The organism is Microcoleus sp. MON1_C5 (assembly GCF_036701875.1).
In the GTDB taxonomy this organism is placed as follows: domain Bacteria; phylum Cyanobacteriota; class Cyanobacteriia; order Cyanobacteriales; family Microcoleaceae; genus Microcoleus.
The window spans coordinates 1-24,829 of record NZ_JAUBRN010000078.1 but is presented as its reverse complement, the minus strand read 5'-3'; the positions used below and the strand labels follow the sequence as shown (position 1 = coordinate 24,829).

Annotated in this window: 19 protein-coding genes; 13 read left to right on the top strand and 6 right to left on the bottom strand. The window is 46.6% G+C overall.

Features of this window, described 5'->3' with window-relative positions:
- Window positions 1-551 precede the first annotated feature (551 nt).
- Both QUA71_RS26020 and QUA71_RS26015 read right to left on the bottom strand, forming a co-directional pair.
- Window positions 552-1,991: a protein kinase domain-containing protein gene (locus tag QUA71_RS26020; RefSeq protein ID WP_333289515.1), complete on the bottom strand. Its 1,440-nt coding sequence runs from the start codon at window positions 1,989-1,991 to the stop codon at window positions 552-554.
- 139 nt (window positions 1,992-2,130) lie between these two features.
- On the bottom strand, window positions 2,131-3,135 hold the full coding sequence (locus QUA71_RS26015) for a LysR family transcriptional regulator (protein WP_333289513.1): 1,005 nt from the start codon (window positions 3,133-3,135) through the stop codon (window positions 2,131-2,133).
- A 236-nt stretch (window positions 3,136-3,371) separates the two neighbouring features.
- Here QUA71_RS26015 and QUA71_RS26010 point away from each other — a divergent pair, with 236 nt between their 5' ends.
- From QUA71_RS26010 to QUA71_RS25980, 7 genes are all read left to right on the top strand, one after another.
- Entirely contained in the window at window positions 3,372-4,085 is a 714-nt protein-coding gene (locus QUA71_RS26010; RefSeq protein ID WP_333289511.1) for an NnrU family protein, read from the top strand.
- 45 nt (window positions 4,086-4,130) lie between these two features.
- Entirely contained in the window at window positions 4,131-4,508 is a 378-nt protein-coding gene (locus tag QUA71_RS26005) for a thioredoxin family protein (RefSeq protein WP_333135247.1), read from the top strand.
- Window positions 4,509-4,623: 115 nt separating this feature from the next.
- Window positions 4,624-6,072: a Tic22 family protein gene (locus QUA71_RS26000; RefSeq protein ID WP_333289510.1), complete on the top strand. Its 1,449-nt coding sequence runs from the start codon at window positions 4,624-4,626 to the stop codon at window positions 6,070-6,072.
- A 214-nt stretch (window positions 6,073-6,286) separates the two neighbouring features.
- The gene (locus QUA71_RS25995; RefSeq protein WP_333289516.1) at window positions 6,287-8,332 is read left to right on the top strand and encodes an NAD(P)H-quinone oxidoreductase subunit 5; all 2,046 of its coding nucleotides are present in this window, start codon (window positions 6,287-6,289) and stop codon (window positions 8,330-8,332) included.
- 455 nt (window positions 8,333-8,787) lie between these two features.
- Window positions 8,788-10,374, top strand: a complete 1,587-nt coding sequence (gene ndhD1, locus QUA71_RS25990; protein WP_445243830.1) for a photosynthetic/respiratory NAD(P)H-quinone oxidoreductase subunit D1 — start codon at window positions 8,788-8,790, stop codon at window positions 10,372-10,374.
- Between the two features lie 255 nt (window positions 10,375-10,629).
- The gene (locus tag QUA71_RS25985; protein WP_333289508.1) at window positions 10,630-11,703 is read left to right on the top strand and encodes a M14 family metallopeptidase; all 1,074 of its coding nucleotides are present in this window, start codon (window positions 10,630-10,632) and stop codon (window positions 11,701-11,703) included.
- Window positions 11,704-12,071: 368 nt separating this feature from the next.
- Window positions 12,072-12,788: a methyltransferase domain-containing protein gene (locus QUA71_RS25980; protein WP_333289506.1), complete on the top strand. Its 717-nt coding sequence runs from the start codon at window positions 12,072-12,074 to the stop codon at window positions 12,786-12,788.
- 195 nt (window positions 12,789-12,983) lie between these two features.
- On the opposite strand, the gene QUA71_RS25975 is transcribed toward QUA71_RS25980, so the two are convergent.
- The gene (locus tag QUA71_RS25975) at window positions 12,984-13,727 is read right to left on the bottom strand and encodes a LuxR C-terminal-related transcriptional regulator (protein WP_333289504.1); all 744 of its coding nucleotides are present in this window, start codon (window positions 13,725-13,727) and stop codon (window positions 12,984-12,986) included.
- A gap of 92 nt (window positions 13,728-13,819) precedes the next feature.
- Between QUA71_RS25975 and QUA71_RS25970 the strand changes: the two genes are divergently transcribed.
- The 5 genes from QUA71_RS25970 to QUA71_RS25950 all read left to right on the top strand — a co-directional run bounded on the left by QUA71_RS25970 (window position 13,820) and on the right by QUA71_RS25950 (window position 18,630).
- Window positions 13,820-14,257 carry a DUF6220 domain-containing protein gene (locus QUA71_RS25970; protein ID WP_333289502.1) on the top strand — a complete coding sequence of 146 codons (438 nt, stop codon included), beginning with the start codon at window positions 13,820-13,822 and terminating at the stop codon, window positions 14,255-14,257.
- On the top strand, window positions 14,258-14,692 hold the full coding sequence (locus QUA71_RS25965) for an MAPEG family protein (protein ID WP_333289500.1): 435 nt from the start codon (window positions 14,258-14,260) through the stop codon (window positions 14,690-14,692).
- Window positions 14,693-15,474: 782 nt separating this feature from the next.
- Window positions 15,475-16,476 (top strand): ABC transporter substrate-binding protein, encoded by a 1,002-nt coding sequence (locus QUA71_RS25960; RefSeq protein ID WP_333289498.1) that lies wholly within the window; start codon window positions 15,475-15,477, stop codon window positions 16,474-16,476.
- Window positions 16,473-18,191 carry an ATP-binding protein gene (locus tag QUA71_RS25955; RefSeq protein ID WP_333289495.1) on the top strand — a complete coding sequence of 573 codons (1,719 nt, stop codon included), beginning with the start codon at window positions 16,473-16,475 and terminating at the stop codon, window positions 18,189-18,191. The genes QUA71_RS25960 and QUA71_RS25955 overlap by 4 nt, the downstream gene beginning before the upstream one ends.
- Window positions 18,192-18,435: 244 nt before the next feature.
- Window positions 18,436-18,630 carry a hypothetical protein gene (locus tag QUA71_RS25950; RefSeq protein WP_333289494.1) on the top strand — a complete coding sequence of 65 codons (195 nt, stop codon included), beginning with the start codon at window positions 18,436-18,438 and terminating at the stop codon, window positions 18,628-18,630.
- Between the two features lie 85 nt (window positions 18,631-18,715).
- Here QUA71_RS25950 and QUA71_RS25945 read toward each other — a convergent pair whose 3' ends face one another.
- The gene (locus QUA71_RS25945; protein WP_445243829.1) at window positions 18,716-21,211 is read right to left on the bottom strand and encodes an ATP-binding protein; all 2,496 of its coding nucleotides are present in this window, start codon (window positions 21,209-21,211) and stop codon (window positions 18,716-18,718) included.
- A 637-nt stretch (window positions 21,212-21,848) separates the two neighbouring features.
- A complete protein-coding gene (locus QUA71_RS25940; protein ID WP_333289490.1) occupies window positions 21,849-22,031 on the bottom strand; it encodes a hypothetical protein in 183 nt (60 codons plus the stop codon).
- 82 nt (window positions 22,032-22,113) lie between these two features.
- Between QUA71_RS25940 and QUA71_RS25935 the strand changes: the two genes are divergently transcribed.
- Window positions 22,114-24,144, top strand: a complete 2,031-nt coding sequence (locus tag QUA71_RS25935; protein WP_333289488.1) for a bifunctional serine/threonine-protein kinase/formylglycine-generating enzyme family protein — start codon at window positions 22,114-22,116, stop codon at window positions 24,142-24,144.
- Window positions 24,145-24,167: 23 nt separating this feature from the next.
- On the opposite strand, the gene QUA71_RS25930 is transcribed toward QUA71_RS25935, so the two are convergent.
- Window positions 24,168-24,728, bottom strand: a complete 561-nt coding sequence (locus tag QUA71_RS25930; RefSeq protein WP_333289486.1) for a Uma2 family endonuclease — start codon at window positions 24,726-24,728, stop codon at window positions 24,168-24,170.
- Window positions 24,729-24,829: the final 101 nt, after the last annotated feature.

Sequence of the window (24,829 nt, the reverse complement as noted above, 5' to 3'; positions counted from 1 at the left end):
CGGATACGATAGATTGTGGTGGAAAGAGACAATCGACAGGGGTAACGAAAATTTGCGCCCACTGGGGTCACGAGCAAGTGTGGTGTGGTGTCGGTAAAGTGTTAATATTAAAAGGTATCCGGCTCAACTTAGGTTCCCTATCAGGGATTGAAACAAAAAAGAGCGGAATCTGATATCTGGGATGCAGAACGTAATTAACCTAACTCCCTATCAGGGATTGAAACATGCCATCCTCAAGCACCGTTTTTTCGACCTGCAAATGCCGAAAAATACCTAAAACCCTATCAGGGATTGAAACAAGGCTTCCTCAAATCTACTTTTTGGCAGGTATGCCGGAAACAACATAAAACCCTATCAGGGATTCATTAAGCGCCCGTTCACCTTTATTAGAGGTAACGGGGCTTCTGACTGTGACGGTAGGCTAGAAATTTTCTAGAATTTGTCAATCGCAAAAGTAAGCTAACTCAACGTCTAAAATGACGTAAATACGTTAGTTAACTAGAAAGCGTCTAGAAACTAAAGTGATAATGACTGAAACTATTGGTTTTTGGTTAGTGCAGAAAGTAATTACAAATCAAGCGAAAAATAGCTGTTCCAGCGATCGCACCCAAAGCACCCAACCATCCCACAAATAACACGCCAGTGATCGGAGAATTCGGATAAATCGCAAGTGCCGCCGTCTGCAAAGCTGGGAAAAACCACAGCAAAGCCACAGTACCTCCACCAATAATCAACATCTCAGTTTGTTCGATCGCCCTGCGGTACTGCCCGTAAATCAAACCCGCCACAATCATCCCCAACAATCCGATACTCAAGCCAGGAGAGGGCAACAAACTCGTCAGGGCGATCGCCAGCACCCCTCCCTCAAAACCCGTAAACGCCGCCCCCGACAAAACCTCCCAAATCGAAAAAGTCGCTCTCTGCGAAGGTTGCAGCCCTCCAGGAGGTGTTGCAGGAACCCGTACAGGAGGAGGCAGAGTCGGTTGAAGAGGTATCGGAGGCGGTGCCACCACGACTGTAGGTTGTTGAGAATGTTGTTGAGGCCGAGACATCAGAGCCGCTTCCACCTCACTCGCAGATTGAAAACGCTGGCTGGGAGCTGATAATAACATTCGATCGAGAACGTGAGCCAAACGCGAACTTACCTGCACCCGCGACTGCCAATTCCACTCATTTCTGTAACTATCAAACAACTCCGTCGGCTGCAAACCACTCAGCAAAGTAATACAAGTCACAGCCAAAGCATACAAATCCGTTGCCGGATAAACTTCTTGCCCGCTCATCTGTTCTGGCGGAGCGTAACCCAAAGAATAAATACCAGTCGAAGCTTTTGCACTCCCAACACTTTGTGTTACTTGTTTAACAGCCCCAAAATCTAATAAATAAAGCCGACCGTTTTTACCCCGCATAATATTAGCAGGTTTAATATCCCGGTGAATCGAACCGCGAGAGTGCACAAAATCGAGAACCTTCAAAATTTCCCGCAGCACCTCCACCGTTTCCGCCTCGGAAAACCTCCCTTTAACTGCTAGTTCATCCTCTAAATTTTTACCGTCAATAAATTCTTGAACCAGATAGAAAAACTGATCGTTTTTTCCCGGCTGCAAACTCGCAACAGTCAGCTCAAAAAAAGCCAGCAAACTCGGAATTTGGGAATGTTCGTTTCCCAGTTCTTCCAGCACCGCCGCTTCCCGTTCAAACAGAGTTTGAGCGATTTTTAGCTGGGGCGGAGTCAGACTTACCGACGGCTGCAAAAGTTTAGCAACGCACTGCCGCATCGCCGGAGTATAGCGGTCTCTGGCCAAAAACGCCGCCCCAAAACCGCCTTGACCCAACAACCTCACGGGCAAATAGCGGCCGCTCAAAATCAGGGGCATCCCGCAAGCGGTGCAAAACTTTTGCTGCACCGTTTTCAGCAGCGAACTGTCATCGAGGTCGGGAAAATAGTTTTGAGGGCGCGGGCAGCCCGGTCGGGTGCAGTAAACTTCCATTTTTGTTTGCTAAGAAGAAGGAAGAGGGAAGAAGGAAAAGGGAAGAAGGAAAAGGGAAGAAGGAAGAAAAAGTGATGGTTAAACCAGATTTCGATTTCTCAACTAACCGCGAACTGCTAACTGCCAGCGACCTAAGAGATTAACTTCCCGCCGAGTTGGGAGTTGCTATTTCTATGAATCCCAAATCGAGCGCCGGGGGTTCTTTCTTCTCCAAGATGGTCGAATAAGTAGCAAACTGCGGCAAAATTTCATTGCTGAAAGCCTCTGCTGCTTTAGAACGGTAGCGGTTGGGGTTGTAAATCAGCGACAAAATGCGAGTTACCAAAACTTCGTCCATTTGAGATTTGTGCAAGACGCCCATGAGCAACTCTTTTTCGATCGCCGAAACCGAGACAAAAGCAGCTCCCAGCCCGGACTGAACGGCATTTTTAATGGCTTCGATCGAATTTAGTTCCATCTCTATTTTCAAGCGGCGCGTGTCTATGCCGCAGCGACTCAGTACCTGATCGATTACTTTGCGGATCGTAGACTGCGAATCGAGGGATATAAACTGCAATTTGTAAAGGTCTTCTTTTTGGATACTTTCTTGTTGTACCATCGGGTGGGACGGAGGAAGAATCAGAGCCAGTTCGTCCTCAGCGTAAGGAACAATTTCTAAAGCTTCTACAAGTTCGGTAGGAATTTCTCCGCCAACAATTGCCAAATCGATTTGCCCGTTGGCAACACTCCATGCCGTGCGGCGAGTCGAGTGAACGTGAAGCTGTACTGCTACATCCGGGTACTTTTGGCGGAACATTCCGATCATCCGGGGCAGCAAATAGGTTCCCGTTGTTTGAGAAGCGCCGACGATCAAAGTACCGCCTTGGAGATTTTGCAAGTCTTCCAGAGCTCGACAAGTTTCCTGGCAAAGCGATAAAATTTTCTCGCCGTAACTCAGCAGCAGGTGTCCGGCTTCGGTCAGTTGCGCCCGCCGCCCCCCCCGGTCAAACAGCGGCACGTCCAACTGTCTCTCTAAGTTTTGCACCTGCAAGCTAACTGCTGGCTGGGATACATAGAGGCTGTCCGCGGCGCGTTTGAAGCTTCCTTCAGAGGCGATCGCCTTGAGAATGCGTAACTGGTCTAAAGTGAAAGGAAGGTCAGACATATATCTAAATTGTCAGTTGTCAGTTGTCAGTTGTCAGTTGACGGTTGACGGTTGACTGTAGGCAGCGAACAGCAAACAGCGAACAGTCAACAGCGAACAGTCAACAGCGAACAGCGAACAGTCAACAGTCAACAGCGAACAGTGAACAGTTAACTGACTGATAACCGCTGAATGCTCCCATAGATACTTTGTGACACAAATTGGCCGAGAATCAATAACTTTTCTTAATATTTGCAATGACGATCGACTTGGCGCTCGACTCCCACTTAGTTATTCTGGGCCTGTTACTGGTTTTTGCGATCGCCCACAGCGGTTTAGCAGCCCTCCGGCCCAAAGGTGAAAAGCTAATCGGGCCGAGACTTTACCGCGTTTTTTTTGCCCTTGTCAGTTTGCCGCTAGCCGTCATTCTGATTGTCTACTTTTTCAACCACCGCTACGACGGCCTGCAGCTTTGGCAAGTACAGGGCGTCCCCGGAGTTAAACCCGCAGTTTGGATACTTTCGGCAATTTCCTTTCTGTTTCTTTACCCAGCAACTTTCAACCTCCTAGAAATTGCCGCCGTCCAAAAGCCCCAAGTTCACCTCTACGAAACTGGCATCATTCGCATCACCCGTCACCCGCAAATGGTGGGACAAGTGATTTGGTGCGTCGCCCACACCCTGTGGATTGGCACTAGCTTTACCCTCGTCACTTCCATCGGTTTGGTACTTCACCACCTGTTCGGAGTGTGGCACGGCGACAAGCGGCTTCAGGCTCGTTTTGGAGAATCCTTTGAAACCATCAAATCTCGAACCTCAATTATTCCTTTTTTGGCAATCCTACAAAAGCGTCAAACCCTTGATTTGCTTGAGTTTTTGCGCCCTTCCTATGTAGGGGTTGTCCTTTTTACGGGCCTGCTGTGGGAAATTCATCCTTTTTTGATGCGTGTAACTAGGAACATATACTGGTAGCATGATCCCTAGGATAGAAAAAAAATTATTAAATTTTGAGGGCTCATGGTGTTGTCGGTTAGCGAACGCACTTTTGCACAAGAGGTGTTTCAAGCCTCTACCCCCGTTTTAGTTCACTTCTCGGCTCCTTGGTGCGGTTTGTGCCGCGCGATCGACCCCACCCTTAAGACTTTTGAGGCACAGTGGGCAGAAAAAGTCAAGCTCGTAGGGGTGAATGCCGATCAATGTTTCAAGTTAGCCCACACTTATCGGCTGACAAGTCTGCCCACGCTGATTTTGTTTGAGGGCGATAAAGTTCGATTTAGATTGGAAGACTACAAAGGACGCGAGGAACTGCGGCGGACTCTGGATTCCTGGATGCTCGCGGCTCACGTAGCTTCCCCATCTCAACGGCTGCAACTTCAGGAAGTAGCCAACAGGTAACATTTTTAAGTCCCATAGCTGTTAGACCCCCGACTTCTTAAAAAATTCGGGGATATAACACCTATTGTGCCGGTAAGTACAAGATTTAACGAATTTAACACGTCTTAATACCACCATGTCTAATTTAGTTAATGTTGACTTGCTCCCTGCCTCGGAAGCGGGAAATCTCACAGCATTAGCACTGTCTAATACAGAAATTGACGAAAAGCTGCGCTCGGTGCCGGTGTTTGTGATTACAGATGCTCAGGGTGCTCCCCTCATCTCTACTGTTCCCAAACAAGGTGAGGGTCAAAGCGGCAATGATTCGGTGACAGGAATTTTTATCAGCCAGCAGGATGCTCAAGCTTTTGTCGATCAACTGAAAACTACAAACCCTCAGTTGGCGGCCTCCGTGCGCGTGACGCCGGTGTCGCTAGGGGAAATTTACCAGCTTTCTCAAGCAAATAAAGGCAAGCCGGAGGAGATCCAATTTTCTTACGTTCCGGCTCCCCAGCAGGTGCAGTTGGCTAAAACTGTACTTCAGCAGACTGGTCAACAGGTTAACGAGTTCAACGGTGTACCTCTGTTTTTGGCCAGAGGTGGCCCGGAAAATGGTTATTTGACGATTCAGCGCAACCAGCAAGAGGTGATTCCCCTGTTTTTTAACAAGGAAGAACTGCAGGAACTGGTCGATCGTTTTAAGCAGGAGCAGCCCAACGTGACAGCCACAATTAAGATTGAGGTGGTGAACTTGGAGAGCGTTTTGGAAGCTTTGCGTACTGAGGACGACCCGTTCTTGAACCAATTGATTTTGGTGCCGCCGCGGGAGTCGCTGGATTTTGTGCGCCAGCTTTCTGGAATTATCACAGACTTTGAGCAGTTGAGCGTTTTTAATAAGTTATTGACTACATCAGCTAGCGGAGGTTTTTTTGACTTAACTCTTGGCAATGATTTATTTCAAATACCTCCAAACAGTGCGACTCAATTTTCTAGCGGCGTGCGAGCCTTAGACGGTAATGATACCGTGAGTGGTTCATCAGATGATGATGTAATTAATGGGAATGCTGAAAATGATGTGCTGCGTGGCGGCGCTGGTAGCGACTTGCTGCGGGGTGGCAAAGGCAGCGATTTAATTTTCGGAGATGATGGCAGCGATCTGCTCAGCGGCGGTCAAGATAATGATAGTCTAGACGGCGGAAGTGGCAATGATTTTTTGCGGGGAGGTAGAGGAAATGACACTTTGAACGGCGACGAAGGCAATGATTTTTTGCTAGGCGATACAGGTTTTGACATTCTTACTGGCGGCGGCGAAATAGATAATTTTATTATCAAAATAGATGTTGATGCAGGGGTGCGGGATGCAAATTTTGCCGATCAAATTACCGATTTAAATCAAGGGGATAGAATTGCGATCGCAGGCAGTATCACTCTTAATGACCTCAATTTCAATGCGGAGGGTGCAAACACGCTAATCTTGTTAGCAAATGGCGACATTTTAGCGAATGTTTTAAATGCAACACCGGCAACTGTTCGCAGTTCCACATTCATCGCATCCACTACAGATGCGATTCTAAACTTGGGGTAATCGCGATCGACCGCTCCGGCGCATTTATTCATCCCGACCCCTGTCGGGGTGGGATTTCTGGGACATTAATTTGTAAAAACCCAAATCGATAACGCGCCCAACTCGGCATACTTCAAAAAAAATCAAGCATTTATGCCCAGTCGGGCACGCGTGTGCCACAATTTGTAAAGAATTGTGGCAATATCTAGTAGAAACTTTAAACTACCTATCAGTCATGGAACTGCTTTATCAATACGCTTGGCTGATTCCAGTCCTGCCTCTGGCAGGCGCAATGCTAGTAGGTCTAGGCTTAATCACCTTTAACCAGGCAACCAACAAACTCCGACAAGCGAATGCGATATTAATCGTCTCCGCACTCGGAGGGTCAATGGTACTCTCTTTCGCATTGCTGTGGAGTCAACTACAGGGCCACGCACCCTACACCCGCAGTATTCAGTGGGCTTCTGCAGGCGACTTCTCGCTGAATATGGGCTATATTATCGACCCCCTAACGTCGGTGATGCTGGCGATCGTCACTACGGTCGCCTTTTTGGTGATGATTTACACCGACGGCTACATGGCTCACGATGACGGGTACGTGCGCTTTTACGCCTACCTCAGCATCTTCAGCGCGTCGATGTTGGGTCTCGTAATCAGCCCGAACATCGTTCAGATTTACATTTTTTGGGAACTGGTAGGTATGTGTTCGTACCTGCTAGTCGGATTTTGGTACGATCGCAAACCCGCTGCTGACGCTTGCCAAAAAGCTTTTGTCACCAACCGCGTCGGCGACTTCGGCCTGCTGCTGGGCATCCTCGGCATTTACTGGGCCACCGGCAGCTTTGAATTTGAGGTGATGGGCGAACGCCTGCACTCCTTAGTGGAATCCGGCGCCCTTAGCGCGACTCTGGCGACAATCTTCGGCATCCTCATATTTTTGGGGCCAGCAGCCAAATCCGCTCAATTCCCCCTCCACGTCTGGCTGCCAGACGCAATGGAAGGCCCGACACCAATTTCGGCATTAATCCACGCCGCGACAATGGTAGCCGCCGGCGTATTCCTGATCGCTCGGATGTACCCAGTGTTTGAAGGGCTGCCGGCAGTCATGAATTTGATCGCCTGTACCGGCTGTTTTACGGCATTTATGGGTGCTTCGATCGCGATTACCCAAAATGACATCAAAAAAGGCCTCGCCTACTCCACCATCTCCCAACTCGGCTACATGGTGATGGCAATGGGCGTCGGCGCTTACAGTGCCGGACTTTTCCACTTGATGACTCACGCTTACTTCAAAGCAATGCTGTTCCTGTGTTCAGGTTCAGTGATTCACGGTATGGAAGCAGTTGTAGGCCACAACCCCGCTCTCGCTCAAGATATGCGAGTCATGGGCGGCTTGCGGAAGTATATGCCCATTACCTCTGCTTGCTTTTTAATCGGAAATTTGGCAATCTGCGGAATTCCGCCGTTTGCTGGTTTTTGGTCAAAAGACGAAATCCTCGCCAGCGCCTTCGCAGCAAATCCCGCTCTGTGGGCTGTTAGCTGGCTGACGGCCGGGATGACCGCATTTTATATGTTCCGGATGTATTTCAGCACCTTTGAGGGCGAATTCCGGGGCAATGACAGCGCCATCAAGCGGCAACTCTTGCAACCCGGTGTTGTTTTTGGCCCGGGAGCGATGAACGTTAAGGAATTGGCATCAACTGGCGACAGTCACGATGAGCACGACCATTTGCCTCACGAATCTCCTCTGACAATGGCTCTGCCGTTAGTCTTGCTGGCAGTACCTTCTGTGTTTATCGGTTTTCTCGGTACGCCGTTTGCCAATTATTTCGAGCAGTTTGTTCGCGCTCCTGGCGAGTCTCTCGAAGAAGTTTTGGCACACGCTGCTGAGTTCAATTTGACGGAATTTTTGATTATGGGCGGAAGCTCTGTAGGTATTGCTTTGCTCGGCATTACTTTGGCTTCTCTGATGTATTTGAGCCGTAAAATTGACCCAAGTGCGATCGCGCAAAAAATCAAACCGCTTTACGAGTTCTCCCTCAACAAGTGGTATCTCGACGATATCAACGAATTTCTCTTTGTCAAAGGCAGCCGCCGTTTAGCGCGGCAAGTCATGGAAGTGGATTTGCGAGTCGTCGATGGTGCCGTCAACTTAACCGGGTTTCTCACTCTGGTTAGCGGCGAAGGTTTGAAATACTTTGAGAGCGGTCGCGCTCAATTTTATGCCCTGATTGTGTTTGTCGCAGTTCTGGGTTTTGCGATCTTTTCAGGAGTTAGTTAAATCGGTAGCGACACGGCCTTGTCCATTGGTGTCAACAACCATGTCAAACCTAGTACGGGTCTGGTGTCTGACGATTAGGGTTCGCTCCCCCCTCGCCCCCCTTCTTAAGGGGGGCAGGAATCTTCTCAAAGTCCCCCTCCTTAAGGGGGATTTAGGCGGAGCTAGACTCAGGTAAAAGCAATATTTATCAAGGGTTTTAGGCTTAACTTTACACGGTTTGGGCATTGCCGTATCCCCATTAGGAGATATTTGAAGAAATGGTATTAGGTTAATAAATCACAATTGACCATTAGCAAATAGAAATAAATCTTTCATTAAAATTCACTGTTGCGATCGCATAATTTGTCCAAATAATAGAAAAAAAAAATTGTTCCGTCTAAAGAAAGTATAAAATTTAGGCTAAAATTGGCAAAATGTGTTTAAACCTAATAACTGATGGATCATTTTAAAACGCAATGGATACAGCTAACTTTCCCTGGTTAACAACAACAATTCTGTTTCCCATTGCTGCGTCCTTGCTGATTCCTTTAATTCCCGATAAGGATGGCAAGACGGTGCGGTGGTATGCCCTAATTGTGGGTTTGATCGATTTTGCCCTACTTGTTTACGCTTTTTACACTCAGTACGACTTCAGCAATCCAGATTTGCAACTGGTAGAAAGTTACTCTTGGGTGCCGCAACTCGATTTAAATTGGTCTGTGGGTGCTGACGGTTTATCGATGCCGCTGATTTTGCTGACTGGTTTTATTACCACTTTAGCTACTTTAGCAGCTTGGCCAGTCACTTTTAAACCGAAGCTATTTTACTTTTTGATGCTGGCGATGTACGGCGGCCAAATAGCAGTTTTTGCCGTGCAGGATATGCTGCTGTTTTTCCTGGTTTGGGAACTGGAATTAGTTCCGGTTTACCTAATTTTGTCGATTTGGGGCGGCAAAAAGCGCCTTTACGCAGCAACTAAGTTTATCCTGTACACCGCAGGGGGTTCGCTGTTTATTTTGGTTGGCGCGCTGACGATGGCGTTTTACGGCGATACGGTGACTTTCGATATGCGGGCGATCGCAGCTAAAGATTACGCCCCCAATATAGAATTGCTCCTGTACACAGGTTTCTTAATAGCTTACGGCGTCAAACTGCCGATTTTTCCCCTGCACACTTGGCTCCCTGACGCTCACGGGGAAGCAACCGCACCCGCCCACATGTTGCTAGCAGGAATTCTGCTAAAAATGGGCGGTTACGCTTTACTGCGGATGAATGCGGGAATGCTCCCGGATGCTCACGCTACCTTCGCACCCATCTTGGTAATTTTGGGTGTGGTTAACATTGTTTACGCGGCATTAACTTCTTTTGCTCAGCGCAATTTGAAGCGGAAAATTGCTTATTCTTCGATTTCGCACATGGGGTTTGTGTTAATCGGGATAGCTTCGTTTACCGATTTGGGAACCAGCGGTGCAATGCTGCAAATGGTTTCCCACGGTTTAATCGGGGCGAGTTTGTTCTTTATGGTGGGCTGCACTTACGATCGCACTCACACGCTCATGCTCGATGAAATGGGCGGTGTAGGACAGAAAATGCGTAAGGTTTTCGCGATGTGGACTGCTTGTTCTATGGCTTCTTTGGCTTTGCCTGGAATGAGCGGTTTTGTAGCAGAATTGATGGTGTTTGTGGGTTTTGCAACGAGCGATGCTTACAATCCTGTTTTTAAGGTTTGTGTGGTATTTCTAGCTGCTGTCGGGGTGATTTTGACTCCGATTTACCTGCTGTCGATGCTGCGCGAAATCTTCTACGGGCCTGAGAATAAGGAGTTGTCGGAGCACGAGGAATTGGTGGATGCGGAACCGCGAGAAGTGTTTGTTATTGCGGCTCTGTTAGTGCCGATTATTGGCATTGGTTTGTATCCGAAGATGCTGACTCAGGTTTACGATGCGACTACTGTACAGTTGACTGCAAAGTTGCGCGATTCTGTGCCGTCGCTTGTGGCTAAGGCTGCTGCGGATAAAACTGTCTCTATGCGTGCTCCGGCGATCGAGCCGAGCAAGTTGTGATTTGAATTGGATTTAGGAAGAAAACCCCCAAACCCGTTTTAAAATCGGGTTTGGGGGTTTTCTATTTTTTCGAGACTAATCAGGGAAACTTTGGTTCTCAAGCAATTTGGAGTTGGGTTTGAGAAAAAAAGGGGGTATGCGGTCAAGGAGTGCGATCGGAGTGTTAGACCGCAACTAAAGTATAATTAATAGTCATCGCGTGTGAGTTATCTTTTGAGGCATAGTTGTAAGGTTACTGGTGGGTAATCAAGATTTATGAGCTATTCAGAAGCATTTTCACCCAACTACATTACTGCACGAGAGCGATTTCGAGCAGCATCTTCATCTTTGGGTTATCAGCACACAGCCTATCCAATTGATCGGGTTAGTCCAACTGATGAAGAATTAACTATTGATGTGGCGATCGGTGGTTCTTCAAACCCACGACGATGTGTAGTCATTTCTAGTGGCTTGCATGGAGTAGAAGGCTTTTTGGGATCGGCAATCCAACTTACCTTGTTAGAAAAGCACCAACTTCTCACATCGTTGTCACCTGATATTAAAGCTGTACTTATTCATTCTCTGAATCCTTATGGTTTTGCATGGCGACGACGTTGGAATGAAAACAACATAGACTTAAACCGTAACTTTTTATTGTCTGAAGAAGTTTTTGAGGGCAGCCCAAAGGATTATCCTAAATTCAATTCCTTTCTAAATCCCATTTCACCTCCGTCACGAATTGAACCCTATATTATTCAAGCTCTCTGGCTTATATTGAGATATGGAATGACCAGTTTGAGAAACACTCTTCCTGTAGGGCAATACGATTTTCCAAAGGGGCTTTTCTTTGGTGGTCATGCTCCATCCAAAACTCAAGAGATTCTAGCTAGCAATTTGCCCCAATGGATTGGCAATGCTTCAGAGGTAGTGCATATTGATTTCCATACAGGTTTAGGACGCTGGGGAACTTATAAGCTTTTGCTTGACGCATCTGCAACATCAGAATCTTGTTCAAGACTAGCTCAACGATTTGGAGCAGAAACAATAGAACCGAACAATACAGAAGGTGTGTCATATCCAATTCGCGGTGGATTAAAAACTTGGTGCCAAGCTCTTCTACCAGAGTGTCGCTATGATTTACTAACTGCCGAATTTGGCACTTACTCAACGATTAAAGTCTTGAAGGCATTGCGGGCGGAGAATCGTGCTTACTGGTGGGGTAAGTCAGACCAAAGCTATGAATGGACAAAAGACCAGTTGGTAGAAATGTTTGCACCCATATCTCGCAAGTGGCGAGAACAATGCTTAACTCAAGGACTTGATCTTTGTAAACGAGCCTTGATGGACTGAAGGAGTTGCGACGGTAAGCGATCGCAATACCCAATACTTCAAAATTACCATTTGGTCGATCGCCCTTCAATTCGGTATTGCGATCGCTCTCTTAGTTTCTATTCTTATTGTTATGCCAAGAGTGCGATCTTGGGAAAGGGCGATCGCACCCTCGCAAGTTGTAATTTGAACCGGATGCGAGTGAGGACACCCCAAAACCTCGATTATTAAACGGGTTTTGGGGTTTTCTATTTTTTTTAGGGCGATCGAGCTTTTAGGATTCTTATTACTTTTGTTGGGCCAGAACAGAGTAAGTTTTGAAGCAAGGCGCTAAAATCCAATTCAGATAGCTATTAAAATACAGATTGCAAGCTTATTGGCTGTCCAGAATGCAAAATCAAGAGTCATCTATCGTTTTCGATCGAGAACGCGCTTCTTCCTACGACAAAAGATTCGCTAAATTGGCTCCGATGCGCGACGCACTTCATTTACTGATCGGCCTGGTACTTTCCGAACTTCCTGCAGATGCACGGATTCTCTGTGTCGGCGCAGGAACGGGTTTGGAATTGATTTATCTCGCCCAAACCTTTCCACAGTGGCAGTTTACTGCGGTAGAGCCTGCGGCACCGATGCTTGACCTCTGTCGCCAACGCGCCGAAGAGTGTGGTATCGCGTCACGTTGCACTTTTCACGAAGGCTATCTCGATTCACTGCCCGCATCGCACTCTTTCGATGCTGCGACTTGCCTTCTGGTTTCTCACTTCTTTATGCAACAAGATGAGCGGCGCAACTTTTTTAGTCAAATTGCTTCACGACTTTGCCCTAACGGATATTTGGTCAGTGCGGATCTGGCTTCCGATATGTCTACTTCAGAGTACCAAAGCCTTTCCGAGGTTTGGCTGCGAATGCTGAGGTATGCCGAAGTGCCTGCTGAGGAGATTGAAAAGTTTCGTGATTCTTATGGTCGAAATACTGCTGTGCTACCGCCAATTGAAGTCGAATCAATTATTGCATCCAGTGGCTTTGATACACCTGTATTGTTCTTACAGACCCTTCTGATTCATGCCTGGTATGCTAGGCGAACACCACCCTCGCTAGAAGTGTAGTTATCAACAGCAGCCGAAAAATCTCGTGAAGTGGACTGACAAAAACCAAGTGTGAGGGTGCTTTCGTTTTCTGGAAGCCCCAGAACCGAGTCGCGCCGAAGAGCGATCGCAAAACCCAATACTTCAAAATTACCATTTGGTTGATCGCTCTTCACTTCGGTATTGCGATCGCTCTCGGGGTTTCTAGCGTTAAGTTTATTGGTGGGTGTTCTGCATCAAGTTGGATGGAGAGCTTTTTACACTTGGCAAATTATATTTGGTCGCGGAAAGCTGTGCCACCATTTCTGCACGAGACGAAACCTCAAGCTTGCGGAACATTCGCTTCAAAGCTTGCTTCACTGAATTCTCAGTGATCCAAAGTTCCCTCCCAATTTCTGCGTTGGTTCGCCCCAAAGCAACCAATTCGGCAATTTGCAATTCACGAGGCGTTAGGCGTGAGGTCTTGAAAGCTTGGTGTTGCGATTCCCTACCGGATAGCTTCGCTTCGCGGACTGTTGCAGCCCAAACAGACAAGTGCAAACAGATCGCACTCAAATCGGCTAGATTTTGTGTATCAAAGGCGGGCATTGACTGTTCTCGGGTACAGCCCACTACACCCGCTAATTTACCGCTATTTACGATCGGCCCCGCCATCACGTGCCAATGATCGGGTCGGGGACAAATTATTGTCCAAACCTTGGGAGATGCCACCAATGCTTCATGGACAGGAGCGTGACGCTCCACTAGATAACGCACAACAGGATTATGTTCGATTGATAGTCCAATTTGCAGTGTTTTCTGAAGATTACTATCTACCAAGGGCAGTCGATCGAAGAAAAAGATTCCCGATCGCTTAGCTGCAAAATACTCACCGATTTGGGGCAGGACTTGCGATCGCAAAACTTGTTCGTCCTTTACCTGGTCGATCGCTTCAAATAAAAGCTGCAAGGGACTTTTCATGGTCATGGTCTCAAAAAGAGTACCCGATCGAGGTCTAGAAGCATTGGAATACTCGAATTATATTACCCTTGTAATCTCAAAAGCAACTTGACATGACAACCTGTTCGGAAACCGACCGCGAGCGCGCTCTTACACCTTGGATGCCGATCGGCTTTTATGCGACTTCAATAGTCTTTAATGTCTGCTTAATTGCTCAGTTATTGACGGTTGGAGTTGCCTACTTCAATAATCCTGCATGGTGGAATATTCATGTTTGGCTAGTGCGAGGGTATGGTGGGCTGTCATTAGTATTACTGGGATGGTCGTTTATCGCCCCATTCTCACGCAGAATACGACATCTCGCCACAAGTTTGCCCGTGCTGCTCGGACTACAATTTGCCAGCATTCATCTCAAGAGTCCTCTTCACCTAGAGATACTACATCCTCTGATTGGATTTACGTTGCTGTATGTTTCTTCAAGCCTTGTACATCGCATATCGTCCACTTTATCGTCCAGCAACTATCAAAATAATCAAATTGGAGAGGTATAAATGACCCAAGAAGCAATCTTTACTCCCTTCTTTGCCACAGTGTTTCTAACACTCCTAGTCTGGGTGTATATGTACATCCGCCGTATCAGTTTTATCACAAGTAGAAAGCTCGGTCAAAAGGATTTTGCTGTACCGGGCGCACTGGCGCAGATATCGCCACCAAGCGTATCCAATCCATCGGATAATCTAAAAAATTTGTTCGAGATTCCGGTACTTTTCTATGCGCTTGTCCTATACCTCTTCATCACGAAGCAGGTGGATGCAGTGTATGTAAACGCCGCCTGGGTCTTCGTTGTGTTTCGGGTATTGCATAGCGCTGTCCATTGCACATTCAATCTCATCATAGTTCGGTTCTACCTCTACCTATTTTCCACGCTCGCGGTGTGGTTCATCGCGATCCGCGCAGCACTTATCCACTTTGGCACAATTGATTAACCTCGCTCAAATGAGCTAGAAGTTATCAACAGTCGGCGAACAATGAGCGTGCGGCGGAAAGCCAGCCCTGTTTGTGCGTGTGTGTTCGGGGTCTTGCGGGGCGGTCTGCCACTGAACCAAGTCGTTAGGTCCCGATCGCAATACCCAATACTTCAAAATTACCCGTAGGTCGATAGCTCTTCAATTCGGTGCGATCGCTCTCTTAGTTTCTAGCCTGATTATTCTGCCAATAACCCGATATTTGTCAAGGGCGATCGCACCGAGCAAGTTTTGATTCGATCGAGCTCTTATAGACAAAAGATCTAGCAATAAAACCCCCAAATTAGGTTTTAAAATGGGGTTTGGGGGAATTCGTTGAGGCGGGGAAGCATTCTCTTCCTGCTGATCTCGTTATTGATCGGGATCTTGGACGGAATCTTCCCATGTGAATGAACCGTGGATGGCAGCGGCCCCGGAACCGCCAGAGCAACGAACCCCTCAACTCCAGGAAGCGATTCGCATCGCCCGATCGGCGTTGTGTAGAAGTTCTAACCACATTTGTGTGCAGATGAATTACTGGATTCTTATGTGCCGGAATCAGCGACGATTTCTTGACTTTGGTTGGATTTGGTAATGAATTATAAGCGAGCAGAATAGTTATATTTTACATTTGTTTTAGGCGTTTTTTCCGGGAATGACATCCAGAAAAGTTCTTGCTATCATCGACGAACAAGAGCGTTGAGGCGGCATAGATGACTGGCAAAGCTCAGACCGGGACTAGACAATTATTGCGTAGGTGTTGGTTGACCTTAACGAAATGGCGATCGCTCAGTGCCCTCTGCGTTTTGACACTGGCGGTTAGCCTGATTGTGAATGCTTGTAGCCTTGCACCACAGCAACTAGCTCCCCTGCGCGTGGGAATCGTCAGTTGGGCAGGATTTGATATCGCACTTTATGCTCAGGAAGTCGGATTATTCAAACAGCGCGGATTAGACGTGCAACTCATTCGGTTTGAGAATCAACAAGATTCGACTCGCGCCATGCTGCGCGGTAATCTTGATGCTAATTTCGCTTCTTTGTGGGATGTGGTGCAGTCTGATTCGAGAAGTGACAAGCCTGCTGTGGTGATGGTAACAAGTATTTCTCATGGGGGTGATGGTATTGTTGCTCAACCTGCAATCAAGTCAGTGGCAAATCTTCGTGGTAAAAGAGTCGGATGTAAACTGGGAACAGTGAATCATCTGATTTTATTGGAAGCCCTGAAGTTGCACCAGATTAAACCCGAAGAGGTCAAGATTGAAGATATTTCTAACGAAACAGCGGTTGATTTGATGCAGCAGGGACGTTTAGATGCCGCCGTGATCTGGCAACCACTTCTAGGCGCAACTGCCCAAGCAATCAAAGGGAATATTATTTTTACCACTAAGGAAGTTGATAGTTTAGTTATTGATACGTTGGTTTCTCGGTCAACTCTTATTCGCCAGAAAAAAGCTGAAGTGAAGCAATTTATTAGGGCTTGGTTTGATATTATGAGTGCGGTGGAAACAAAGCCTAATCAAGTGTTTCAAAAAGTGGCTCAAAGCCTGGGACAGAAGGGTGAGGCTTTTGCTAAAGATTACGCTGGTGTGAAAAAGGGTGACATTGCCATGCAGCAGAAGATGTTTCTGTCTGGTAGGTTGCCAGAGGCGATCGCTCAAATGGCTGAACTATTAAAATCTGACCCCCGTGCCGGACGGATGCCGCGTCAGGATGTGGAGATTAACACTGAGATTGTAACTACAGCAATCAATGAATGGAAATTATGACGAAATTCGTGCATCCCCATAGCTTGTCGCAGCGCTTGCTGGTTAGCGTTGGGTTGTCGATTACCACAGTTGGACTGGCAATTCTGGGACTTAACTATCGGCTGATGCAGTCTGACTTAGAAACGCAAGTTCATAACCGGGCTCAATCAATTACACAATCTCTGGAGTTTTCTACAGAAGGCTTAGTAGAGTTGGAGAATAAAAGCATTCTGCGACGGGTTGTGCAAAATTTTGCCACGATGCCCGGTGTGCTGGAAATTGCGATTGTCGATCCATCTGGAATGGCGATCGCGCGCAGCCCTCAGAATGCGACTAATCAGCCATACACTTCGATCTATCCGCAACTCGCGCAAGCGATCGACCAAGCGGCAACCACAAGCGTCGAAGTCAGCTACGATATCGTACTAGATGGCAAGCCTGCGATCGCACAAATTATGCCTTTTAGCAGTACCTTATTTGGCACATCCCAACGACGGGGAGTAGCGATCGCGCTACTCGATCTCAACCAAATGAAGCAAGCTGCCGACAGAACTTTCATTACCTCAACATTGTTATTGCTAGTTGGCATCATCACAATTTTGTTACTCATGGGGATACTCCTTCAGAAGAATGTATTGCAACCCTTGCGGGACTTGACAGAAGCAGTTTCCCAAAGTAAAAAAACTGGCATCTTTCCTATGCCAAAGACGATTCCAGCTAACGAAATTCTATTTTTGGCAAGCACATTTGAGGAAGTATTCCGACAATTGGAAATCCACCAGCAACTCACCGCAGAAATAGCTCAACGAAAACAAATAGAAGTCACATTACGCGATAGCGAAGCCAGAGAACGAGACAAATCTCAGCAGCTTGAGCAGGCAATTGAGACTTTAAAACGAACGCAAACCCAACTGATTCAGACCGAAAAAATTTCATCCTTGGGGCAATTAGTTGCAGGAGTAGCCCATGAAATTAACAATCCGGTCGGCTTCATTCATAGCAATCTAATTCATGTACAATATTGTGCTGACTGTCTATTAAATTTGGTACACCTATATCAAAAGCATTATCCAAACGCGATTGGGGAAATTGAGAAAGAAGCAGAAAATATTGACCTGGACTTTTTGCAAGATGATTTACCTAAAATTCTGAGTTCTATGAGAATTGGTACCGATCGCATTCGCCAGATTGTGCTGTCACTCCGCAATTTTTCCCGAATGGATGAGTCAGAATTTAAAGAAGTTGATATCCATGAAGGAATTGATAGCACGCTGTTAATTTTGCAACATCGTCTCAAAGCGCGGCCGGAACATCCAGAAATTAAAGTCATTCGAGAATATGGTGATTTACCGCTAGTTGAGTGTTATGCCGGACAACTTAACCAAGTATTTATGAATATTTTGGCAAACGCTATTGATGCACTCGAACAAATAAATACTCAACGGGTAGCTTGCTCGATCGAGAGGCACCCATGTTGTATTACAATTTGTACCTCGGTGGTAGATTCGCAATGGGTTAAAATTGCGATCGCCGATAATGGCAATGGAATTCCAGAATCAATTCAAACACAGATATTCAATCCATTTTTTACAACAAAGCCTGTAGGGAAGGGAACCGGAATGGGAATGGCGATTAGTTATCAGATTATTACTGAAAAACATGGTGGGACGCTTAGGTGTTTTTCAACGCCAGAAAAAGGGACGGAGTTTGAGATTTGTATTCCTGTTCAGCATTAGGGGTTGGCAATATAGAATTGTTTATTACACAGGCGGTATTTTTGAGTATTAATAAGGGAGGCGCGATCGCCATGACCCGAAATTGACAATCGATCATAATTGTGATATTCTTTTTATAAGCTGAAGTTAATCCATTAATGCAACTCTAGAAAAAGCCACGATTAAAAGCTAGAAGCTTGACTTGATGGCTCGAATCAATAGGACAATCAAATGAACACAAGTAATATAAAGTCTTTTTCAGTTCATGGTCTTTTCGGCACAATCGATCGTTAGCTGGCGATCGCAATACTCAATACCCAATACTTCAAAATTACCATTTGGTCGATCGCCCATCAATTCGGTATTGCGATCGCACTTGCGGGTTTCTATCCTTATTGTTATACGGAGAGTGCGATCTTTGGACTGGGGCGATCGCGCTTCTAAGATTCTTACGGCTTGATATCGAGCAGTTGGCGGTAATTAACACCCCGATAGATTATGGTACCGCCTCAGATTGTTTGAGGGCTGCACTGAACGCGAAGTGGTTAAGATTCAGCAGGGATCGGGAATGCTGAAATTGTCTGTTGCCGAATGGGGATCTCAATCACAAACTTAGTGCCTGAGCCAGGTGTAGAAAAACACTTGATTTTACCGCGATGTTTTTCAGTAATGATGTGATAACTAATCGACATCCCCAAACCCGTACCTTTACCGATGGGTTTGGTGGTGAAAAACGGGTCAAAAATCCGCTGCTTCACTGGGTCTGGCATACCCATGCCGTTGTCAGCGATCGCCACCTCCACCCATTGATTGTCGATCGCAGAAGTCCGAATTGTAATCTGAGGCGGGGTGTCTTTAAGCTCCTGATAGGAGCGTTTGGTATTCATGTCCTCAAGGGCATCCAGAGCATTCACCAAAATATTCATGAATACCTGATTGAGTTGTCCGGGGAAACATTCCACCTTGGGCAATTTGCCATAGTCTTTGATTACTACGACGGCTCGACGATCCGATCTATCTTTGATCCGGTGTTGCAAAATAAGCAATGTGCTCTCAATTCCCTCATGGATATCAACATCTTTGAAATCTGCTTCATCCATGCGAGAAAAGTTTCGCAACGAGACGACAATACCGCGAATTCGCTCGGTGCCTACCTTCATAGACGACACGATTTTTTGGATATCTTCAGTGACGAACTCCAAGTCGATTTCCTCTGCCATTGCTTGCACGTCTGGATCGTTGCTGGGATGGCGCTGTTGATAGAGTTCTATCATCCGCAACAGATTTTGGGTATATTCGTCCAGGTGGGTAAGATTACCGTGGATGAAGTTGACCGGGTTATTGATTTCATGGGCAATTCCCGCAACCAACTGTCCCAAGCTAGACATTTTTTCGCTTTGGATAACTTGCATCTGAGCTTTTTTCAGTTCGTTTAGGGTCGTCTCCAGTTCTTTAGCTTGCGCGGTCGAGGAGATTGCTAGTTCTTCGATCGCAGCAACCTGGGGCAGAGTTGTCCAGCAAGCAATCGCCACCCCCACAAATGCCAGCGTCATCAACACAATAATCAGCAGATAGGGATTCTTGGTTCCGGCTTCTACCCGCAGCCAGGAGCGAATCAGCCAAGTGATCGTCGCTGTACCACAAATCAGCGCAATCAAAATTCCGACCTGAAGAACCACAAAGTATTCGTTTTTAGGAGGAGTTACTGGCTTGGTATGGAGTCGATCCCACCACGGTAAATGCAAAGATGCCCAAGGAATCCGCAGAATGGCAGCGTCGATCGCTATCACTACTAACGGCAACAGCAATCCCAGACCAAAATCCATCCATCCCCAGGCAAAACCACCCACCACCAGGGAAATGAACTCCACCACCAGTAATGCTAGGGATAGTCGCCCCCAACGCACGACTGGATCGTTGCGCTGCATCCACAGCCCCAAGTGCAACCCCATGATAGAAATGAAAAAACTCACGCCTGACACCACGACAATTCGAGTGGTGTTGCCCCATACTAAAAATCCTAAACTACAGATAAAGGTTAGCAGCAGCGCGGGTTCTAGGGAACCTCGACGGGACACTGCGCCAAACACCGGAGACAACAGCCCATCCTGCGCGAGTTGGAAAAGGATGCGGGGCGTATTGCAAACGCTAGTCGCAGATCCCAACAAACAGCTAGCGGCAACCAGCAACGTGACTAGGGCAGGGGCAGCGTCTCCCCAGAAAGGCTTGGCAGCCGCCAGGAAATTGCCGTACAAATTGCCTTCTAAACCGGCAGCGGTTGCCAACTGCACCAACACTAAAGGGCCACCCACAAACACTAGAGGCATGAACCAGGCAACCCAAGACAGCGCCTTGAGGGTGTCTTTTGGGTGCACACTGTCTGCTACAAAGGATGAAGCTGTATCACAGCCATAGAAGCTATAAGCGGCAAACAAGTACCATTTGAGCCAGTCCTGGACACTGATGGCCTCAATGCTGCTGGGCAAGAGTCCGGGGCTTTGGGGCGAAAAGGCAAGCCAGCCTAAACCCTGAACGCAGAAGAGGAGTAAAAAGCCGATCGAAGGAAAGATAAAAAAGAGGTGCAGAATGGCGACGGCGCGGGTGCCACTTAATGCTAAAAAGTAAGCGATCGCAGTCAAACCGATCTCAAACACTTTTTCTGGAATATTCAGCCCCATCGGTTCTAAATGGAATTGAATTAAGTTTGTGAGGACGATCGCATTAATGGGCGGAAAGGAAACCCACCCCAAGTAGTAGGCAATCCCCAAGTAGCGGGAAAGGGCAGGGTAACGATGGAGCAATCGCGTGATGTAATTTGGTGTTCCTCCAGATACATCTGGATATTTCTGACCCAAACTCTGAACTTGAAGGTTAAACAGAATTCCGACGATAACACCAGGAATCCAGACCCACAGCGATGCAGAGCCAATTTCTGCTTGGATCAACGGCGCTAAGGTAAACCACATCAGATATCCAACCACACTAAACCCCCAAGCTTCCGCAGAGGACATGGTGCGCCGGAGGCGATTCAGAAATGGCACAGGATCTATTTCCATAACAAGCAGATAGGGGTAATCCTATTGTGATACACGTGTAATTTCCACAGCCCACAAAAAAACACCTACCTAGTGTTTCGTTCTCGGGCTGAAAATTGTAAGCTCGATCTGATGTAGCGGTGAAAGATTGAGGCGTAATCAGTTGAGGTTGCTAGCGATCGCAATCTTGAGCACAACAACTCGTTGGAAGTGATATCTTGTACCAGTTGCAATAAGCCTTTCACGGGCGGGCTAGAAGAGCAACGGCTCACAAGAAAATTCACTTTTTGTGGAAATGGATTTATCGTATTCATATCACCACATCTCAAAGAAACCATACTAGCATTATTATGCTGTGTTCTGTTTCTATCAGCTATTTTAATAGTCAAATTCTTCAAGAATAAAGTTATTTAGCAGGAGCAGGAAAGTTTTAAAAAGGCAGCACAAATAGGACATTTCAGGCGGTAATTCCCCCGATCGCCTTGAAGGGCGATCGAGCTTGTAGAATTCTTACGTCCTGATGAAGCGATTGAATTGCTGATTGAAAGCGCTTTTTTAGTTTCTAGTCCGATGGTTCTTTGAGTGCGATCGCTTTTTGGTTGGGCGATCGCCGAGTTGTACTATACTGGCCTCTGTAAAGAAATTACAATGCTCCCCAAACGAATATCGGCGGTAAGCGGGTTGCTAAAATCGGTCGATCGCGCTGGCAGTTTTTGCCCTCAAATCCCTTTCTTTGGATTAATTGGCGTTTTAAATTCTGCCTTCTACTTTCTCCCGTGGGGCGATACAAGTGGCGGGTAATCCCCTCCCTACGGTCAATTGTCAATAACCAATTATTAATTGTTAATCTTCCAGGAGGAAGCCGAAAAGATATATCATAACCTTAACCAGATCATTTCTTCCCAGATATGTTCTACTGTTCTAATCCCAGGTGTCCTCATCCTTTCAATCCCGACAACTCTAAATTTTGTCAAAGTTGCGGCCAGTCCGACCTCACGCCTCTCTTCAGAAACCGCTACCGCGTGATTCGACTGTTGGGGGAAGGGGGATTTGGCAGAACTTATGAAGCGGTAGATACCGATCGCATGGACGATCCCTGCGTAATCAAGCAGTTTGTACCCCAATTTCAAGGAACCTCCGCACTTGAAAAAGCCGCAGAATTGTTTAAGCAAGAAGCGAAACGACTTTACGAACTCGGCGAACATCCCCAAATTCCTCGATTAATTGCTTATTTTGAGCAAGACAAGCGACTTTATTTAGTACAAGAGTTGATTGAGGGGCAAACTTTACTAGCAGAATTAACTCAGCAGGGCGTTTTTAGCGAAGAAAAAATTTGGCAGTTGCTGGCAGATATTTTGCCGATTCTGAAATTTGTGCACGATCGCAATGTCATTCACCGAGACATCAAACTTGAGAATATCATGCGCCGCCGCACCTCTGTTAGCTCCTCCCTGCCAAAGGCGGGAAATTTTCGCAATTCAGCTTTCCGAAGAGGAGGGCGCGGAGAGTTAGTTTTGATAGATTTTGGCATTTCCAAACAAGTGACAGGCTCCCTGATGAGCAAAGTAGGCACGACGGTAGGAACGCCCGGATATTCGCCGATAGAACAAATGCGCGGTCAAGTTTTCCCCGGAAGCGATTTGTACAGTTTGGGGATAACTTGCCTGAGACTGCTAACTCAATGTTTGCCAAAAGTTGACGGTTCCGATGACCTTTATGACCCGATAAACGGCGGCTGGATTTGGCGAGAACGGTTGCCAGCCGGCACAAAAGTCAGCAGCGAGTTGACAAAAATTTTAGATAAGTTAATTGAAGATTATCTCAAAAATAGATATCAATCGGCTGATGAAGTAATCAAAGCTTTAAATCTCTATTCTTTACCTCCCCAACCCCCTTTTGTCAAGGGAGGACAACTTGCTTTAAATTCTTCTGTGACAAAGGGAGGGCCACTTGCTTTAAATTCTTCTGTGACAAAGGGAGGGTCACTTGCTATTAATACTCCGCTCAATCAAAGCGGGAAAATCAATAGCAATGTATCTGTCAATCCCACAGGAAAACCCAACACGAATCCACCTGCCAACAAGGCACCGCAGAGAATTGCCCCTGTCAAAAGCACTTTTGAGTTTCAGGTGGTGACAGTAGACAAGCGCGGGAAGCAAACTAATGTTAACAGTGGCAAAGCGCGTTTTTTTGAAGAACATCTTGGTAGCAGTACAGTGCTGGAAATGGTATCTGTTCCTGGCGGTACTTTCCTCATGGGTTCTCCAAAAGAGCGGGGTGATAGCGACGAAAAACCGCAGCACCCAGTAACTTTAGGATCTTTCTATATTAGCAAATTTCCAGTTACTCAGGCTCAGTGGACAGCAGTTGCGGCGCTGCCGCAAATTAAAATATTTCTCAATCCCGATGCTGCCCGTTTTAAAGGTGCAAATCGACCTGTAGAAAATGTATCTTGGTACGAGGCTGTGGAGTTTTGCGCTAGACTTTCTCGCAAAACGGGTAAGAATTATCGCTTGCCTAGCGAAGCCCAATGGGAATATGCTTGCCGGGGGCAAACTACGGGGCCGTTTCACTTTGGGGAAACGATTACCAGCGAGTTAGCCAATTACAACGGAAATTCTAATTACGCTGATGCGCCGAAGGGAGTTTATCGCTTTCAAACGACAGATGTTGGCAGTTTTAAACCTAATGCTTTTGGATTGTACGATTTCCACGGAAATGTTTGGGAATGGTGCGCGGATTCTTGGCACAATAATTATAACGGTGCGCCTGCTGATGGTAGCGTTTGGGAGTCTGACGGGGACTCTTCGTTGAGGTTGTTGCGGGGGGGTTCTTGGAACGATCATCCTCCGAATTGTCGCAGCGCGTGCCGCCTCAGATATCAGCCGGATTGTAAGGCTAGTATTGTGGGTTTTCGAGTGGTTCTTTCTGTTGTTTAAGAATGGCGATAGCTCTTTTTAACTTAACTAAAACTCAACCAGCTAAAAACTGTTTCAACAGTCAATTGTAACTCAATCCCATTAAGTATTTGCACATCAGTTGCACCTTCGTACAGTTCCACTCTTTGCCCGGGAAATACGGCTAAAATACTTTCTTTTTCGGGAATCATTAACCACCCCAATTCCGTGCCTTGTTGCGAACAAGCAAGTAATTTAGCAAGCACTTTTGTTTGGCTTTGTTCGGGAGAAAGAATTTCAATCGCCCAATCTGGATAACTTTCAAAGCGGTTAGCAATTCTACCAGATGGTAGAAAGGGAATTCTTTCCCACCGGAATACTGCTACATCTGGGACAAGTGATGCACCGCTGAAAGTGCAACGCAACTCGGGAAAAGCATAAGCAATCTTTGGTGTTTCGACTATTTGGTTGATGACATTGCAAAGCTTACCCTGCAATCTGCTATGTTCACCTTGAGTCCTGGGTTTTTGAATGATTTCTTTGTTGATATATTCGGAAGCTGGCTCCGTTTCTGGAAGTTTTAGGAAATCCTCTAAGTTGGGCGATATTTTAATGACTGTAGTCACAAGTAAAGTTGATTTTAGATTTTAGGTAATTGCTCAACCCCCTTGACAAGAAGACGAGATAGACATTAGATAAAGGAATGGAAAAACTTCCCGACTTAAAA

Coding starts and splice junctions, on each gene's coding strand:
- QUA71_RS26020 (WP_333289515.1), bottom strand. CDS start 1,991: ATGGAAGTTTACTGCACCCGACCGGGCTGCCCGCGCCCTCAAAACTAT.
- QUA71_RS26015 (WP_333289513.1), bottom strand. CDS start 3,135: ATGTCTGACCTTCCTTTCACTTTAGACCAGTTACGCATTCTCAAGGCG.
- QUA71_RS26010 (WP_333289511.1), top strand. CDS start 3,372: ATGACGATCGACTTGGCGCTCGACTCCCACTTAGTTATTCTGGGCCTG.
- QUA71_RS26005 (WP_333135247.1), top strand. CDS start 4,131: ATGGTGTTGTCGGTTAGCGAACGCACTTTTGCACAAGAGGTGTTTCAA.
- QUA71_RS26000 (WP_333289510.1), top strand. CDS start 4,624: ATGTCTAATTTAGTTAATGTTGACTTGCTCCCTGCCTCGGAAGCGGGA.
- QUA71_RS25995 (WP_333289516.1), top strand. CDS start 6,287: ATGGAACTGCTTTATCAATACGCTTGGCTGATTCCAGTCCTGCCTCTG.
- ndhD1 (WP_445243830.1), top strand. CDS start 8,788: ATGGATACAGCTAACTTTCCCTGGTTAACAACAACAATTCTGTTTCCC.
- QUA71_RS25985 (WP_333289508.1), top strand. CDS start 10,630: ATGAGCTATTCAGAAGCATTTTCACCCAACTACATTACTGCACGAGAG.
- QUA71_RS25980 (WP_333289506.1), top strand. CDS start 12,072: ATGCAAAATCAAGAGTCATCTATCGTTTTCGATCGAGAACGCGCTTCT.
- QUA71_RS25975 (WP_333289504.1), bottom strand. CDS start 13,727: ATGAAAAGTCCCTTGCAGCTTTTATTTGAAGCGATCGACCAGGTAAAG.
- QUA71_RS25970 (WP_333289502.1), top strand. CDS start 13,820: ATGACAACCTGTTCGGAAACCGACCGCGAGCGCGCTCTTACACCTTGG.
- QUA71_RS25965 (WP_333289500.1), top strand. CDS start 14,258: ATGACCCAAGAAGCAATCTTTACTCCCTTCTTTGCCACAGTGTTTCTA.
- QUA71_RS25955 (WP_333289495.1), top strand. CDS start 16,473: ATGACGAAATTCGTGCATCCCCATAGCTTGTCGCAGCGCTTGCTGGTT.
- QUA71_RS25950 (WP_333289494.1), top strand. CDS start 18,436: ATGGTCTTTTCGGCACAATCGATCGTTAGCTGGCGATCGCAATACTCA.
- QUA71_RS25935 (WP_333289488.1), top strand. CDS start 22,114: ATGTTCTACTGTTCTAATCCCAGGTGTCCTCATCCTTTCAATCCCGAC.